At 55.9% G+C, this 15,143-nt stretch carries 16 protein-coding genes and 2 tRNA genes; 2 read left to right on the top strand and 16 right to left on the bottom strand.

From position 1 onward, the window contains the following. From mobF to gatC, 11 genes are all read right to left on the bottom strand, one after another. Positions 1-1,090, bottom strand: a 1,090-nt coding sequence (mobF, locus tag ASO19_RS04725; protein ID WP_146046915.1) for a MobF family relaxase, incomplete at its 3' end; no start/stop codon positions are given. Continuing rightward, positions 1,090-2,985 (bottom strand): type IV secretion system DNA-binding domain-containing protein, encoded by a 1,896-nt coding sequence (locus ASO19_RS04720; RefSeq protein ID WP_258036098.1) that lies wholly within the window; start codon positions 2,983-2,985, stop codon positions 1,090-1,092. The genes ASO19_RS04720 and mobF, both read right to left, overlap by 1 nt. Next, a complete protein-coding gene (locus ASO19_RS04715; protein WP_258036099.1) occupies positions 2,982-3,347 on the bottom strand; it encodes a hypothetical protein in 366 nt (121 codons plus the stop codon). The genes ASO19_RS04720 and ASO19_RS04715 overlap by 4 nt, the downstream gene beginning before the upstream one ends. Before the next feature lie 207 nt (positions 3,348-3,554). Further along, the gene (locus ASO19_RS09060; protein WP_103791305.1) at positions 3,555-4,136 is read right to left on the bottom strand and encodes a hypothetical protein; all 582 of its coding nucleotides are present in this window, start codon (positions 4,134-4,136) and stop codon (positions 3,555-3,557) included. Between the two features lie 107 nt (positions 4,137-4,243). Beyond that, positions 4,244-4,450, bottom strand: a complete 207-nt coding sequence (locus ASO19_RS04705; protein ID WP_103765513.1) for a helix-turn-helix transcriptional regulator — start codon at positions 4,448-4,450, stop codon at positions 4,244-4,246. 136 nt (positions 4,451-4,586) lie between these two features. After that, positions 4,587-5,738 carry a hypothetical protein gene (locus tag ASO19_RS09055; RefSeq protein WP_146046914.1) on the bottom strand — a complete coding sequence of 384 codons (1,152 nt, stop codon included), beginning with the start codon at positions 5,736-5,738 and terminating at the stop codon, positions 4,587-4,589. Beyond that, on the bottom strand, positions 5,731-6,897 hold the full coding sequence (locus tag ASO19_RS04695) for a tyrosine-type recombinase/integrase (RefSeq protein ID WP_103765511.1): 1,167 nt from the start codon (positions 6,895-6,897) through the stop codon (positions 5,731-5,733). The genes ASO19_RS09055 and ASO19_RS04695 overlap by 8 nt, the downstream gene beginning before the upstream one ends. Positions 6,898-7,033: 136 nt before the next feature. Next, positions 7,034-7,126 (bottom strand) — tRNA-Ser (locus ASO19_RS04690). 93 nt (positions 7,127-7,219) lie between these two features. Further along, complete coding sequence (gatB, locus tag ASO19_RS04685) at positions 7,220-8,680, bottom strand: Asp-tRNA(Asn)/Glu-tRNA(Gln) amidotransferase subunit GatB (protein ID WP_103765510.1); 1,461 nt, start codon at positions 8,678-8,680, stop codon at positions 7,220-7,222. Beyond that, positions 8,677-10,164, bottom strand: a complete 1,488-nt coding sequence (gene gatA, locus ASO19_RS04680; RefSeq protein WP_043560258.1) for an Asp-tRNA(Asn)/Glu-tRNA(Gln) amidotransferase subunit GatA — start codon at positions 10,162-10,164, stop codon at positions 8,677-8,679. Before gatA ends, gatB begins: the two co-directional genes overlap by 4 nt. Further along, positions 10,164-10,451, bottom strand: coding sequence for an Asp-tRNA(Asn)/Glu-tRNA(Gln) amidotransferase subunit GatC (gene gatC, locus ASO19_RS04675; protein ID WP_043560260.1), 288 nt, complete (start codon positions 10,449-10,451; stop codon positions 10,164-10,166). The genes gatA and gatC overlap by 1 nt, the downstream gene beginning before the upstream one ends. A gap of 71 nt (positions 10,452-10,522) precedes the next feature. On the opposite strand from gatC, the gene ruvX reads away from it, so the two are divergent. Continuing rightward, positions 10,523-10,987 (top strand): Holliday junction resolvase RuvX, encoded by a 465-nt coding sequence (ruvX, locus tag ASO19_RS04670; protein ID WP_043560262.1) that lies wholly within the window; start codon positions 10,523-10,525, stop codon positions 10,985-10,987. 71 nt (positions 10,988-11,058) lie between these two features. Here ruvX and ASO19_RS04665 read toward each other — a convergent pair whose 3' ends face one another. The 3 genes from ASO19_RS04665 to ASO19_RS04655 form a co-directional block, all read right to left on the bottom strand. Beyond that, positions 11,059-12,300: a Gfo/Idh/MocA family protein gene (locus ASO19_RS04665; protein WP_103765509.1), complete on the bottom strand. Its 1,242-nt coding sequence runs from the start codon at positions 12,298-12,300 to the stop codon at positions 11,059-11,061. A gap of 367 nt (positions 12,301-12,667) precedes the next feature. Then, complete coding sequence (locus tag ASO19_RS04660; protein ID WP_081563114.1) at positions 12,668-13,048, bottom strand: VOC family protein; 381 nt, start codon at positions 13,046-13,048, stop codon at positions 12,668-12,670. A 148-nt stretch (positions 13,049-13,196) separates the two neighbouring features. After that, positions 13,197-13,271: transfer RNA gene (locus ASO19_RS04655), tRNA-Val, on the bottom strand. A 14-nt stretch (positions 13,272-13,285) separates the two neighbouring features. On the opposite strand from ASO19_RS04655, the gene ASO19_RS04650 reads away from it, so the two are divergent. Further along, positions 13,286-14,200 (top strand): N-formylglutamate amidohydrolase, encoded by a 915-nt coding sequence (locus ASO19_RS04650; RefSeq protein WP_081563113.1) that lies wholly within the window; start codon positions 13,286-13,288, stop codon positions 14,198-14,200. Between the two features lie 29 nt (positions 14,201-14,229). On the opposite strand, the gene ASO19_RS04645 is transcribed toward ASO19_RS04650, so the two are convergent. Together ASO19_RS04645 and ASO19_RS04640 are read right to left on the bottom strand one after the other, a co-directional pair. Beyond that, positions 14,230-14,586 (bottom strand): hypothetical protein, encoded by a 357-nt coding sequence (locus ASO19_RS04645; protein ID WP_043560268.1) that lies wholly within the window; start codon positions 14,584-14,586, stop codon positions 14,230-14,232. 141 nt (positions 14,587-14,727) lie between these two features. Beyond that, entirely contained in the window at positions 14,728-15,105 is a 378-nt protein-coding gene (locus ASO19_RS04640) for a VOC family protein (RefSeq protein WP_308455501.1), read from the bottom strand. Positions 15,106-15,143 lie beyond the last annotated feature (38 nt).

Genomic DNA, 15,143 nt, shown 5'->3' with positions numbered 1-15,143 from the left:
CGGCAATCTCGGCCTGACTGACCGCACCAATCGCAAAGCGTCCTGCCGCCTCATGCAGCGCAGTCGTGGCAAAGACAGAATTGCGCTCGCCCAGCATCGCCGCCCCTTGAGCAACAGCCTGATCCGCCAACAGCTCCCGGCCAAACGCGTTGGAACTCTTTTGAGCCGATTGCGCCGCCAGGCGCCCCTGAGCCTCTGCCACAAGCTGGCGGCGCTTTTCCTCCGTCAGTCCCGCTGAATCAACGGCCTCTCTCCAAGCCTGCACGAGTTCAGCCTGGGGCACGGCTTCTTTGGCTTGGCGGGTATCCAGCGCGATCGTCTGTTTTTCGGCTGCACTGGCCTGAGCACGGGACTTTCCACGTTCCGCCAGTTGCGCCTCGATCGCCTGCGCTCTTTGGCTAAATGCCTCCAAGCTCTCAGAAGAGAGACCGGCAATCTCAAAGCTTGAATCTTTGCCTTTGGTGATCCCGTAGCCCAGCTCTGTCACCTCATGCGCCAATTCCTGGCGATAAAGCGCGCCAAGCTGCTTTTGGAGTTGATAAAGGGCCCGTGGTTCCAAGCTCCGCCATTGACCGTCTTGGCCCTGCGTCATGTTCAAAATGACGTTGTGACTGTGGAGCTGCGGATCGAGCGCGCGGCTGGTCCCGTGCCGGAAGCTTGCAATCACAAGGTTCTGCGTCATCTCACGGCGAACCTCCCCATCTTCGCGGATGCGCGTTGCCGCCAAATGCTGCTCAGCCAGGGCAAGGGTGCGCTGGACCGCCGCCTCATGGGCTTCGATCAGACGACGATCGCCTGCAACCTCCGCCATGACCGATACGGACTTCGGGGCGCTAAAGGTGAGATCCCATCCAGGGCGATGGCTCCATTCTCCATCGCGCTGCGTGCCCAGGCGCTGATCTTTTGTGATCTGTCCGTGCAGGAGGCGTGTAAACGCCTCCTGATCGACTTCTCCAGAGAGGCCGAGCTCAGCCGCACCTTTTCCCAGCCAAACGGACGGCGCCGTGCCATCCTCCGAATAATAGTCATCGGCCTCATAATAGGCGCTGGCTTGCGCCGCATTGGTCAGCCCGGAAACGGTCGCCACCATCAGACTGGCCCCCGATCACGCGCGGGTTTGGGTGGAACGGCTGATGTCGGTTTTTGCGCCGTCTTGGATGGCGTTTTCTCAAGGGCGGCTTCATCACGCACAGCATTCTGTCTGTCTTGTTTGCCCCAGAATGTTTTGGCGGGGTCGATCGCTTCAAAAGCTGCGGCTTTTGGAGCGCCACGGGCCGAAATGTGGTCTGTGCTGAGTGCGATTTGAGCCACTGGCAAGCCATCCGGGAGGAGCAGATAGCCGCGCCCAGGTGGCAGGCGGAATTGGCTCTCCATTACAGCAGGCCGGACCTCCCGCCGAGAGCTCAGGGTGATCTGGGGTTTGCGGGTCTTGGTATCCATCACGCCTGAGACAGTTTGGATCTCCACCTCGACCTTGCCGATTGTAGCAGAGGCGCGCTCTCGGCTTTCTGTATCTGAGAGCTGGAGAAACAGCTTTGTGTTGCAATTGCCCAAAATGGCCTGGGCATCTTGCTCACCATATCGGCTGCGCATCTGTCCGATGGTCTGAAAGGTCAGAATGACCGCAGCTCCGAACTGTCGGCCTTGGGGCAAGAGGCGCGTCATATTGTCAACGCGAGGAAGATCGGGGAACTCGTCGAGCACAAACCACAAGCGCCGCGTGTTCGAGGGTGGTAAAGCCAGTGTCGCCGAGGCCGCGCATTCGAGCCAAAGCGCCATGAGCGGTTTGACCGCTTCGAAGTAGTCTTCCTTGCGCGGCACAAAGACCCACGGCGCGCGTGTTCCGCCTTTGTGCTTGTCCAGGCTGCGAAAGAAGGTAGCAAAGGAGAAGCGTGTCGCGCCCGGTTCAGGCTCCGCCCGCAGGAACATCAGAAGGTTAACGGCCTTGGCGAGCATGAAGAGCACGCTGGCTGTGGCGCGTTCTGCATCCTGGGCAAAAGTGCGTGCTGAGGAGGTATGCGCCAGCCAGCGGCCCAGCTCCTCGCTCGTCATATATTGCAGCGCTTCGATCAGCGCGGTCGGTGTTCCGCGTTGTTCTTCCCAAAGCTGGCGCAAGATATTGGCGACCAGGATGCGCGCCGTCTCCAACCAGACATCCCGATCCCGGTCGCCGGTTTCGTTGATCAGGTAGCGTGCAAGACGTGCTGCATCCGCCGGGTGATGGATCTCGTCGAAGAGATTCCAATAAACCCCGCGGGCATCAAAGGGGCTGAGGATGATGTCGCCCCGCACAGAGTTATAATACTGAGCAACGAAACTGCCGGAGATGTCATAGACGATCGCAGGCTCGCCACGGGCTTCGATGCCGTCGAGCATCTGACGCATGGCTGTGGTCTTGCCGGACCCTGTCGAACCATCTAGCTCGAAATGGCGGGTTTCAAAACCGCGCGGGATCGGCACTGATCCGATGAAGAATGGCGCTGGGTCATCGGGGTTGGTCGTGGCCTTAGCGAGCGCTTGGGCTGAGACCAGTTGCGTGCCGCTGATATAGCGATCTGCCAGCTCAGCAACGGCTTTGTGCTGGCGTTTGTCTTTGGTCAGCCAAAGACCCGCAATTGCGGCGCCGCCACCCAAAATCAGGCCGATCGCAATGCGCTCCATCAGGCCAATCATGCGCACCCGGAGCCAAGGCTCGCTCAGAACCTCTTGCGCGCCGGTGTCGTAGGTTTTGCCCTCGATAATGACGCGCATCGGAACGTCTTTGCCCGTCATCGCCATAACCGGACGTTGGGCTTCAGCACGCAAGAACGATCCTGACAGACGAAGCGTCTCCCGTGATGTCGTGGCGAGCCCGACTAAGAGTCCGCTTACAAGCGCCACGAACAAGATGATGAGGAACCCCTGACGGGCGCGGGCGCCGCTCTCAGCGCGTCGAAGGGCGCGCAAAGCTTGGGCATGAGCACGTTGGTCGAGATCATTGCTCATGAGGCGTCTCCGGCATGAGAAAGCTGGCGCTGAAAGGCGGCCGTGATGTCATCACTGAGTTGGGTGTCATCGACACGGGCCGGAGCTGCGGCGCGGGCATAGACATAGGCTGCACACGCGACATAGAGCGTGCGTTCTGTGAGGCGCTCGACATGAGTAAGGCGCGCGCTGAGGGCTCCAAGTTCTCGCGCGACCTCGTTGAGAAGCGGAGTTTGGCCGTGATTATCGATCACGCTCGCGAGTCCGCTACGCACGCAGAGCTGTAGGAGCGCATAAGGGGTCAGCTCGCGCGCCGCCGCGTGCTTGCGCAGAGCCTGATCGAGCGCCCTTGGCAGGCGCAAGGTGTGCTGCACGGTGCTCATGGCTGCACCTGCCCGTGTAGGCCATCCGCACTCTCGAAAAATCTAGGCGTGCCAATGTGTCGAACAGAACCGCCGGATGTGTAGGCGGATCGCACTCGGGAAAACCGGCCGTTAAAAGCCGCAGGCCAGTGCGTGGGGTGTGTTCTTCTTTCTGTGGCCCGAGACAAAGTCTCGGGTCGGTCGATCGGGAGAGAGACAGGCTGTCGTTTAGACATGCTGACCTCCCTTGGATGAGGAGGTCGAACGGCGCTGTTTCCGCGTTTTAGGCGACGCAAACCGTGTCTCTAATGAGTCTGGATGAAACACGGACGCCGTGTCGTCAAGGAGCGCGTCGAGATCGACTATTGGACCCGGTGGATGGAGGGGCTCAGGGGCTGGCTCGCGCTCGTGGTAATCCGCGCCCCAATCGGCGATCGTGTTTTCGATGGCGATCTGGATCTGTTGGTCCAGGTCGTAAGCGTCTTCTGGCGGGAGGCGAACATCGAAGCCGGGTGTCTGAATAATCGCCCCTGTTGGGCGGTAGGCTTTGCCATGCTTCAGCAACGGGCCGGAGATGACGCAGGTCGATGTGGAGCCATGATAATACTCCAGAGGGGGTACGTCATAGCGAAACCAGTGCGACGTGGCGCACCGGTAGCTCTCGCCGATTTTGTCATCAGTGATGAGCTTCTCGATGATAGGGCCAGCCACCCGCAGGATACGAGCATGAGCTTTAACAGAAAGGGTCTGATCAGAGGCGGGCGATAGCCAGGACTGAAGGCGTGCAAAAGCACTCAGGAACACGGGCATGCGAGATCCTTTTCGCGTTCGAGGACGCAAAGTCATGGGAAGGGTGAGAATGTTCGGGAGGTCTGGGGCGGCGCGGCGTTTAACGACGCAGGCGCTGCCTCAGACCGCTAGCCGTAGGATTGGGTCGGGAGGCTCTTGAGCCAGTGCTCAATGTCGCCAGAGCGCCATCGGACGCGCCCTCCGCCGACCATGATCGGTAGCGGAATCTGGGAGCGCTTCATCAGACGGTAAATGCTCGATCGGCTGCGGTAGCCCGTCATGCGGAGCAGATCATCGATCGTGAGGAGGAAAGCATCGGGTCCGGATTTATGCATCGTGGTCCATCCTGTTTCGTTTGGAACGATGCCGACCCTATGAGGTGCAATCGGAGCTGTGTGAATTTAACCTTCCACGACCCTCTCAAAATAACAGTTAAAATATAACCAAATGATTTTTAAAGATTTTTTCTGACTATTTTATCTCACGAGAGCGATTGAACTTGATGATTCCTTCATAAATCCAGCCATAATTTTTCTCGTCATATACAAAGCCTTTTACCCAATCGGTCGATGGAGAGTCTGCAGTCAGGCCCACTTCATTGATTCGGTTTTCATCTTTGGCTTTTTTCAGTGCAGCTACACATTCGGCAATAAGGCGCTTGCCGGTGCTTTCGACATCCCCCGTAGTCTTTGCGACCTCATGACAGGTTTGAAAGATGATCAGCCACTTCTCACTGTTTTCACCCGGCCACTTGCGTGATCTTTTTAATTGGCGCGTTGAGTGGAGCCCTTGAAGACTTTCGATCAGATCATTGCATTGCTCAGGGAAGATAGACCGAAACACCCCAAGCAACCTGCCTTCTCTCGTAACAATATCACTGCCTTGAATTACTTCTGCGGCATAGGCGGGTGATTCTTTCGGCGTATCTGTATCGCTGGGAGTACCGTGACTTTCGCGTGCTACGTCCTCAAGAGCAATTTCAGTCGTCTCCTGCATGCCCCTCTGGACGTGTATCGAAGCAATATCTGGTCTATCTATGGGATGTTGACCGCTAGGTATTTTGCGAACCTGGATATCCCCAGAAAGCTTAGGTCTAAATAAACACCAGAGCTCATGCCGTCGTTCTCTTACATCTGCTCCTCCGACCAGAAGCATGCGCCAAGGGCTATCCAACAGGTACGAGGGCATCTGCTTTCCACCGATCGAAGCCTCCCATGATCCGTTTCTTAAATCATTGAAAAGACCTTCAATTTCAGGGGGGATTTCCCGATCCTCACGGAGGAATAACCTTGAAAAAACGGGCACATATTGAACACATCTTCCCAAATTAAATGCAAAAATCGCTAGTAAAAGAAAGGAAAATGACACAATTGAACGCCATATATGTGGATCAAAATTTTTTCCGTTCGTGTATGTGTGTAAAATATAGCTCCAAAAATAATACGCAGATAAAAATAAAAATATTGATGATAGACTAATCGCTTTGATTTTTATTTTTCGAATTTCACGCAAGGTAAATTCTATGCTTTTTCTAATCGTTCCCTTGCCAAGAACGATATCTCCTGCACCGACACGACGTGCTGCCTCGTTATAAATATCATCTTTCTGATACGCATCATGCATGAGTCGTGTCATCCATGTTGCAAGTTACATAAGACGCCCAAGCCTCCATCATCACACGCCGTTTATCGAGCAAGTTCCCTCGGCGATAAGCGGCCTCAACCTTGTTTCCGATTGCATGAGCCAAGGCCATTTCGGCGATATCGCCATCAAAGGTGGTTTCTTCTGCAACCCAGTCGCGGAAAGACGATCGAAAACCATGTGGGACGGCTTCGATTTTGGCGTCTCGACAGATTTTAGTCAGCGTCATGTCCGATAGGGGCTTCGCCCCTCGCTGTCCTGGAAAGACCAGAGGGCTCCGCGCCTCCCGATAGGTCGCAGCTTTCTGCAACAGCGCGAGTGCGGGCGGTGAAAGAGGGATGACATGTTCCCGGCCTGCCTTCATACGCTCAGCCGGGATCGTCCAGAGGGCTTTCTCGAAGTCGATCTCGTCCCACGTTGCGCCCCGGACCTCGCCAGAGCGTGTCGCCGTGAGGATTAAGACGGACAACGCTAAGCGACCGATCGAATCGCCCCCTCGGAGATAAGACAGAAATTGCGGCACCTCCGCGTAGGGGAGTGCTGCATGATGAACGGGCTTGGATTTAATTCTCGGTAGAGATTTGTCCATTGCCGCGAGGGGCAATGGTAAGGTTCGGTAACCTTTGCCAATAGCCCAATCGACGATGCTGCCAATACGCTGACGGACCCGGCGCGCTGTTTCGGGCTTTTCTAACCAGATGGGGGCGACAACATCGCGCGCATGGTGTCCGTCGAGCTCCGAGATGGAGAGATCACCAATGATGGGGAACGCATAGCGCTCTAACGTGGACAACCACTGAGCGCGGTGCTTCTGATTTTTCCAGCTCGCCTTGTTCTCTGCAAAGACCAGAGAAACGGCCTCGCGAAATGTGGGAATGCCTGCCTCTTTACGGCGCTCTGAGACGGGATCAATTCCGACCTCGACCTGCATTCGCGTTTTAACGGCACGCTCTCTTGCGAGGGCCAAGGGTACCTTCTTGACGCTGCCTAAGCCGATATCTCGGCGCTTGCCGTTCTTTTGGACACGGCAAACCCAGGATTTGCTCCCCGAAGGGGTCACGACAAGATAGAGCCCGTCTCCATCTCCATAGCGTCCAGGCTCTTTGGTGGCTTTTACAGAGGTCGCTGATAACCGGCCCATCTATTCCCACACTCCATACCACGCGTGATGTGGGATAGAGTGCAATTTGATGAGTCGGAATGCAACACGAAATGAGAGGATATCCGCAGAAATCCGCCGTTTGTTATGCAACTTAAAACTGAATAAAAAGAGAGATTGGCGGAGGGGATGGGATTCGAACCCACGATACGGGAGTTACCCGTATAACGGTTTAGCAAACCGCCGCCTTCAGCCTCTCGGCCACCCCTCCGCTGTAAACGGTTTTCACACGGCGTTTGCAGGAGTGTTTGTAGGGGGAAATGACGTTGACGTAAACCCCCTACAACACTCTTTTTTATATTTTTCAGGAGGCAAGAAGCTTCTTCAACAGCTCGTTCACCATGGCAGGATTTGCCTTCCCTTTCATCGCCTTCATCGTCTGTCCGACGAAGAAGCCGAAGAGCTTATCCTTGCCGCTCCTGTACTCCTCCACCTTGTCCGCATTGGCTGCCAGAATATCACTGATGGCTGCCTCAATGGCTCCCGTGTCGGTCACCTGCCGCAGGCCCTTGCGATCCACGATGACAGAGGGCTTCTCCCCCGTCTCCACCATGTCCTCGAAGACTTCCTTGGCAATCTTCCCGTTGATGGTGGAATCACTGATCAGGGACAGAAGCTCACGCAGGGCCTCGGCAGAAACAGGACTATCCTCGATGCTGCGCCCCGTACGGTTCAATGCGGCGAAGAAGTCACCCAGAATCCAGTTCGTGGCCAGACGGGCATCAGCCCCACGGGCAACCGTCTCGTAAAAATCCGCAACGGACTGCTCCACCGTCAGCACGCCAGACTCATAGCGGGACACGCCATATTCTTTTTCCAGACGGGCACGCTTGTCCTCTGGAAGTTCCGGCAAGGCAGCCTTCAGCTCATCAACCCAGGACTGCTCGATGACCAGCGGAAGAAGATCCGGCTCCGGGAAGTAGCGGTAATCATGCGCATCCTCCTTCGTCCGCAGAGACCGTGTCTCGCTCTTCACATGGTCGAAAAGACGGGTCTCCTGATCGATCTCTCCACCAGACTCCCAGATGTCCACCTGCCGCTGCGCCTCGACCTCGATCGCCTGCATGACAAAACGTACGGAATTGACGTTCTTGATCTCGCAGCGCGTGCGATACCCTTCTTCCCCCTCACGGCGGACGGAAACGTTCACATCCGCACGCATGGAGCCTTCCTCCATGTTGCCGTCACACGTCCCCAGATAACGGAGAATCTGACGCAGCTTGCGGAGGTAAGCCCCAGCCTCTTCCGGAGAGCGGATATCCGGCTCACTCACGATCTCCATGAGAGCAACACCAGCACGGTTCAGATCGATAAAAGAGCGTGTCGGGTCCTGATCGTGAATGGACTTGCCTGCATCCTGTTCCATATGCATGCGGGTCACGCCAATATGGCGGATCTCACCATCAGAAAGTTCGATCTCGACCGTGCCCTTACCAACGATCGGATGCTCGAACTGGCTGATCTGATAGCCCGTCGGAAGATCAGCGTAGAAATAGTTCTTCCGGTCAAAGCGGCTGAAAAGATTGATCTGTGCCCGCAACCCAAGGCCCGTCCGTACGGCCTGTGCCACACACTCACGGTTCAGGACAGGCAACATGCCGGGAAAACCGGCATCAACCAAGCTGACGTGCGTGTTGGGCTCCCCGCCATATTCCGCAGAGGCACCAGAGAACAGCTTGGACTGGCTGACAATCTGGGCATGGACCTCCAGCCCGACAATGACTTCCCATTCGCCAGTTTCACCCGTGATACGATATGCGCTCATGCTGACACCCCTGCATGAATGGTGGGACGATGGGTAAAGGAAGCGGCCCGCTCCAGAACGGAGCCGGCGGCCAGCAGCGTTTCTTCATCAAAGAAACGGCCGATCAGCTGGAGCCCGAGCGGCACGCCACGGCCATCCAGCCCGGCCGGAACGGACAGGGCCGGCACGCCTGCCATGCTGGCCGGCACCGTAAAGACGTCATTCAGATAGACCTGAACCGGATCAGTCGGCTTTTCATCCCAAGCAAAAGCCCCGGAAGGAGCCGTTGGTGCCAGGATGACATCAACCGTTTCATACGCCTTCAGGAAGTCACGCTGGAGCAGCGTACGAACCTTCTGGGCACGAAGATAGTAAGCATCGTAATAGCCGGAAGACAGCACATAGGTGCCCAGCAGGATACGGCGCTTCACCTCATCCCCAAATCCGGCAGCACGGGTGGCTTCATAAAGTGCATCCAGAGACGCACCGCTGACACGCTCCCCAAAGCGGACACCATCATACCGGGCGAGGTTGGAGGATGCCTCTGCCAGAGCGGCAATGTAATAGGCTGGCAGACCATACTTCGTATGCGGCAGGGAAATGTCCACCACTTCGGCACCAGCCTCTTTCAGCCAGTTGATCCCCTGCTGCCAGATGGCTTCAATCTCGGCAGGCAGACCATCGATGCGATATTCCTTTGGAATACCGACCTTCAGCCCCTTCACGCCACGTCCAAGAGCCGCCTCATAATGTGGGACGGGCCTGTTCACGCTGGTGGAATCCTTGGGGTCGAACCCTGCCATGGATTCAAGAAGAATGGCACAGTCCTGAAGGGTACGGGCCATCGGCCCCGCCTGATCCAGAGAGCTGGCAAAGGCGATCGTCCCAAACCGGGAGCAGCGGCCATAGGTCGGCTTGATTCCCGTAATACCGCAGAAAGCCGCAGGCTGACGGATAGAACCGCCCGTATCCGTCCCGGTCGCTCCCAGAACAAGCCCTGCCGCCACAGCAGCAGCGGACCCGCCAGAAGAGCCACCCGGCACAAGCTTTGCATCGGAATCACGACGCTTCCACGGATTTTCCACACCACCAAAAGCAGAGGTCAGGTTCGTGGAGCCCATGGCGAATTCATCAAGATTCAGTTTGCCCAGAGAAATGGCTCCATCACGCTTCAGGTTCGCTGTCACTGTGCTTTCGTAAGGCGGCACAAAATTACCCAGAATCTTGCTGGCAGCCGTCGTACGAACGCCTTCCGTTGCAAAAAGGTCCTTGATCCCGATGGGCAGGCCACAGAGGCTTCCACCTTCTCCCTTCGCCAGAAGGGCATCCGCTTCTTTGGCGGCCAGACGGGCCTGCTCGGGCGTGCGGGTGATGAAGCTGTTCAGCCCACCATCAAGACGTTCAATGGCATCAATATGGGCATCGACCAGCTCGACGGCAGAAATCTTGCGGGACCGGAGAGCCTCACGGGCAGAAGCAAGAGTATGATCAAAAATGCTGCTCATCATTCCACCACCTTCGGCACGGTATAGAAGGGGCCTTCACGGTCCGGTGCGTTGGAGAGCACCTTGTCCCGACAGTTGCCATCTGTCACCTGATCGTCCCGCAGACGTGGCTGGGCCAAACCAGTTCCAATCATCGGTGGAACGTCGGTCACATCAACCTCATTGAGCTGGTCAACCCAGCCAATGATCCCCTGCATCTCTTTCTGATAGGTGTGAACCTGCTCTTCCGAGAGGCCAACCCTTGCCAGCCTGGCCATTTTTGCCACTGTTTTCGCATCAAGCGACATGTATAATCCTGCTTTCAGACATCAATCACATCAGCCTATTACGGCCATGGAAGCGATCATACCCCTTTGCCATGACACTATTCAATCCACATGACCTGCGTAATCAGCTCCCTGCAGCACATTCCATCTTGGGGCTGGACCCCGGCAGCAAACAGATTGGCGTGGCGCTCTCCGACACTGCTCTCATGCTGGCTTCACCCCTGACCGTGCTGGCCCGTGGTAAAATGAAGCAGATGGTTCCCCAGTTTCAGACCCTCTGTCGTAAACATGAAATTGGCGGGATTGTGGTCGGCCTTCCACTTTCACTGGATGGCAGCTTTGGCCCGGCGGCACGTGCCGCCAGTGACTGGGCCAATGACCTTAGTGAGCGGCTGGGCCTGCCTGCCTGCCTGTGGGATGAGAGGCTTTCATCCAGTGCCGTAAACCGCTTCCTCGTTCAGGAAGCCGACATGACCCGCAAGAGGCGTGGCGAGGTCGTGGACAAGATGGCCGCCGCTTACATGCTCCAGGGCTGGCTGGACGCCACTGCGGCCTGATCCTGCCGATACAAAAAAGAGAGGCCGCATAAATGCGGCCTCCCCTCCTGCATGACATCCAATCGAAATGATCAGATGGTCTTGCGCCAATCACCCCAATCGGTGGAAACCGGGCGGCTGCCAGAATGGGCAGACTGATACATGGCCTGAATCAGACGGACATCCTGCATCCCTTCCTCACCCGTGGCTGCCAGCGGCGTATTGTTGGCAACGCTGATGGCCAGATGATCCAGCTGTGCAGAGAACTGGTTCAGGGCCGGGATGGTGAACATCGGGGTGGACCATGTATGCGTGTCACCAGTGGTGCAGTGGCTGACACTGTTGCACCAGTAACTCGTGGCCGGGTCCATCCGCAGGGAGGCGTCCGTCCCCTGAAGGTTGAAGCGGGACATGGCATTCACGTTGAAGGAGGCGCTGCCATGTGCCACGGCACCGGAACGGTACTTCATGATCCAGACGATGGTCTCGTCGATCTCACGGAACATCGGGTCAGACGGCGGCATGATGGTGGCCTGGACCTCGATTGGATCTTCATTCAGCATGTAGCGTGAACCGTTGACGCCATAGATGCCCAGATCCATCAGCGCACCACCACCAGACAGGGAGCGGGTCAGACGCCACTGGTAGGTCGGATCCGTCGGGTCGGTATTGTCACCGTTATCCGTGGTAATGATCTGCGGCTTGCCAATGCTGGTACGGGCCAGCTCGATAGCCTTATGCGTAACGGGGTCAAAGTGGCAGCGATAGCCAATCATGAGCTTCTTGCCAGCCTTCTTGCCGGCAGTAATCATGCGCTGACACTCTTCGACCGTGACGGCCATCGGCTTCTCACACAGCACATGCTTGCCGGCACGGAAAGAACGCTCCGTGAAGTCGGCATGCAGGGAGTTGGGCAGGATGATGTAAACGGCGTCAACCTCCGGGTCCTGCGCAATCTTGTCAAAATTGTCGTAGGTGTAGAGGTGCGATTCCTCGATCCCGTAATGCTTGCCCAGACGACGGGCCTTGTTGATGTCGCCGCTGACCAGCGCCGTCACCTTGGCATATTCACACTCGGCAAAAGCCGGCAGGATCTGATTGACGGCATATTTGCCAAGACCCACGATGGCATAGCCAAATTTGCGGGGACCATCATTCATCGGGCGAAGCAGATTCGGATACGGGCGTTTGCCCAGCCCGGCAGGCGGTGCGGGGAAACCGAGAGACTGGGCCACAGCCTTGCCAGCGCCGCCAGCCAGAATAGAAGCACCGAGTGCTCCAAGAACATGCCGACGACCTGCATTTACTGGTTTATGTGGTGAGTGAGAGCTCATTATGAATACATCCTTTTCACTCAAGTAAGCAGCCCCGCACGATTACAAAGGCTGGTGACGAACGGAAAATTCCATTGCTTCCCGCTTCGTTTCCCCGAAGTTAAGACTCCAAACGGGGTAATTGCAATTAACCTTGGGAAAGGAATTATTTTTGAAGGCAAGAAAGGCAATAAATAAAATTTATCTTAAAAATAAAATTCTTATTTTACAATAAGTTAAAATCAGATAAGGCGCAGTCCAGTTTCATCATGGCAACTGTATGGATGGGCTGCATTTTTATCATGGCATGAACAAAAATGGCCGCATCCCCCGTTCCAGGAGATGCGGCCACTTCACAAAAACCGAATAATCCGGTCTGAATTACCCGTTACATTTTATGAAACGCACAGAGCTTGTTTCCGTCCGGGTCACGAAGATAGGCCAGATAAAGCTTCATGCCCATCACCACACGCTCACCTGGCGGATTTTCAACAGCTGTTCCCCCTGCCCTGATGCCAGCTTCATGCCACCTGCGTACATCCTCGGGAGACGACAGGCCGAGACCAACCGTACCGCCATTGGCAGCCGTAGCAGCCTCCCCGTTGATCGGACGTGTGATGATGAATATCTGCCCATCCTTCTGGTACACGATCCTGTCCGGATTATCCTGCGGGCAGAAATCAGCTCCCATAACACCGAACAGGGCATCATAGAACGCCTTGGCCTTTTCCAGATCGTTCGATCCCACAACAATATGACTCAGGAACATGGTCTCTTCCTTTCCACACCAATACACATTCTCTGCGCGTACCAGAAAATCTACAGGCTAAGTGAAATTTTCGCTAGAATAGAAAGAAGATGGCTATACAGCCGCCTGCACTTCAAGCATATTTTCAGGGAGTTAATCACCAGAGGGGTGGTGGGCGCAACAGGGATTGAACCTGTGACCCCTACCATGTCAAGGTAGTGCTCTACCGCTGAGCTATGCGCCCCCGTCTGGTGTGAAATGGTGTTTACCTCAGCCTATGGATTGTGGCAAGCCTTTATTGTGAAAAAAAATCAGAAACTTCCATGCACCAACACTGCCCGCCCGTCTTCCACTGTCGGGATCCATCTTCCTTCCTGCCGGAAGCGGACACCCTTCCTGCTTTCCTCTCCACATTCAGGGCGCAATTACCCCCAGCATTTCCTGGAAATGGCCGTCCTGCCCATGACAGAGCTGGAACGCATGGAGGACCGATTCACCGATCAGCTCCTTCAATATGCCCCTGAGAATGGCCTGAGCCTCGTGCAGGCCCTGTTTCCTCGCAGTTTCTGCGATGTAAACCGGGACTGGAGAGAACTGGATGCCACCATGTTTTCTCCTCCTCTCATTGAGAAGGACCTCATCCTCAGCACGAAAGTCAGCGCAGGTTATGGTGTCATTCCCCGCTGCACATCGCCAGGCAAGAGCATCTACCGCTATTGCCTGCCTCTCGAAGAGGCGGGACATCGCCTTTCACAATATTGGGAGCCATACCATACAGCGCTCCAGCAGACGCAGAAAACACTGCACGCACAGTTTGGCGCTTCCATCCTGCTGGACATCCATTCCATGCCACCACTGGCACAGTCCCGCCCCTGTGATGTCGTCCTAGGGAACAGGCATGGGAAAACCTGCTCCGACAGACTTATCAGCCTAGTGGAGCACCTTTTCCTCGAGAAAGGGTACCATGTCCAGCGAAACACACCCTACTCGGGCGGCTACATAACGGGCAGATACGGCCAGATGGAAGAAAATCGGCAGACCCTGCAGGTGGAAATCAACCGTGCCTGCTACCTGAACCTGCAGACGTTACAACCCAACCGCCATTTTGAAAAAGTACAGAAAGACATCACGGACATTCTGTCCGAAATGGCACGGACTCACCCTGCCCCATAAACCGGGCAGGGCAAATCAGAGAACAGAACTTACCTGCCCAGAAGAAACGCTATCCCGGCAAGACGGTTGTTCTGTGCAACCTGAGCCACAGCCACCCCCTTGGCATTCCGTACGATTCCCTTCGAATCGATCGACCCTACCACTGTGCCCGTGTTGTCATACACGACACCGGTCCGATCAACTTCTCCGATGATCTTCCCCGTACTGTTGTCCTCCACCGCTCCTGCAGGACTCACAGAACCAGAAAACGGCGCCGTTATCTGCTTCAGCCCTCCCTGCTGAGCCGTGGTATTTCCCGAAGCAGCGAACCCTATGGAAGAAGTACAGGCCCCAATGGCCATTCCTCCCAGCAGAAACATACGGGCCAGCCTGGATGATAAAGACATGGCTATCTCCTCCTGTTTTCCTTCATCAGAACACACTGAAGGAAAAGAAAAAACCTCACATACACAGGAGCCTCGTATGATCCAATCAATCATACCCACGGGACTCGCAGTAATTCCCGCCCCCCTGCAATTATCCCACGTTCACATATCGTGACGGGCACAAAGCTTATTGCCATCGGGGTCCCGGAGATAGGCCATGAAATATTTCCTGCCTCCGATGGTCCGCACGCCAGGTGCGTCTTCTATTGCGGTTCCACCATGCTCAACACCAGCCCTGTGCCAAGCCTCCACCGCCTCCACGCTCGAAAGGGCAAAACCAAGAGTAAAGCCATTCGCAGCTGTGGCAGGCTGCCCATCAATGGGGCGCCCAACCATGAACATCTGACCATCCTTCTCGTAAAGCAGCTTACCCATCAGTTCCCCAAGGGCCTGCCCTCCAAGAACGTTGAAAAGGGTATCGTAGAAAGCCTTGGCCCGTGGCAGATCATTCGTCCCGATGACAACGTGCGTATACAGCATAACCCCTCCATCCACTTGCAGACATCCAACCATCTTTG

This window comes from Parasaccharibacter apium, assembly GCF_002917995.1.
GTDB classification, from domain to species: Bacteria; Pseudomonadota; Alphaproteobacteria; order Acetobacterales; family Acetobacteraceae; genus Bombella; species Bombella apis.
Note: the sequence above shows the minus strand (reverse complement) of the source record. Positions and strands in the feature narration are given on the sequence as shown.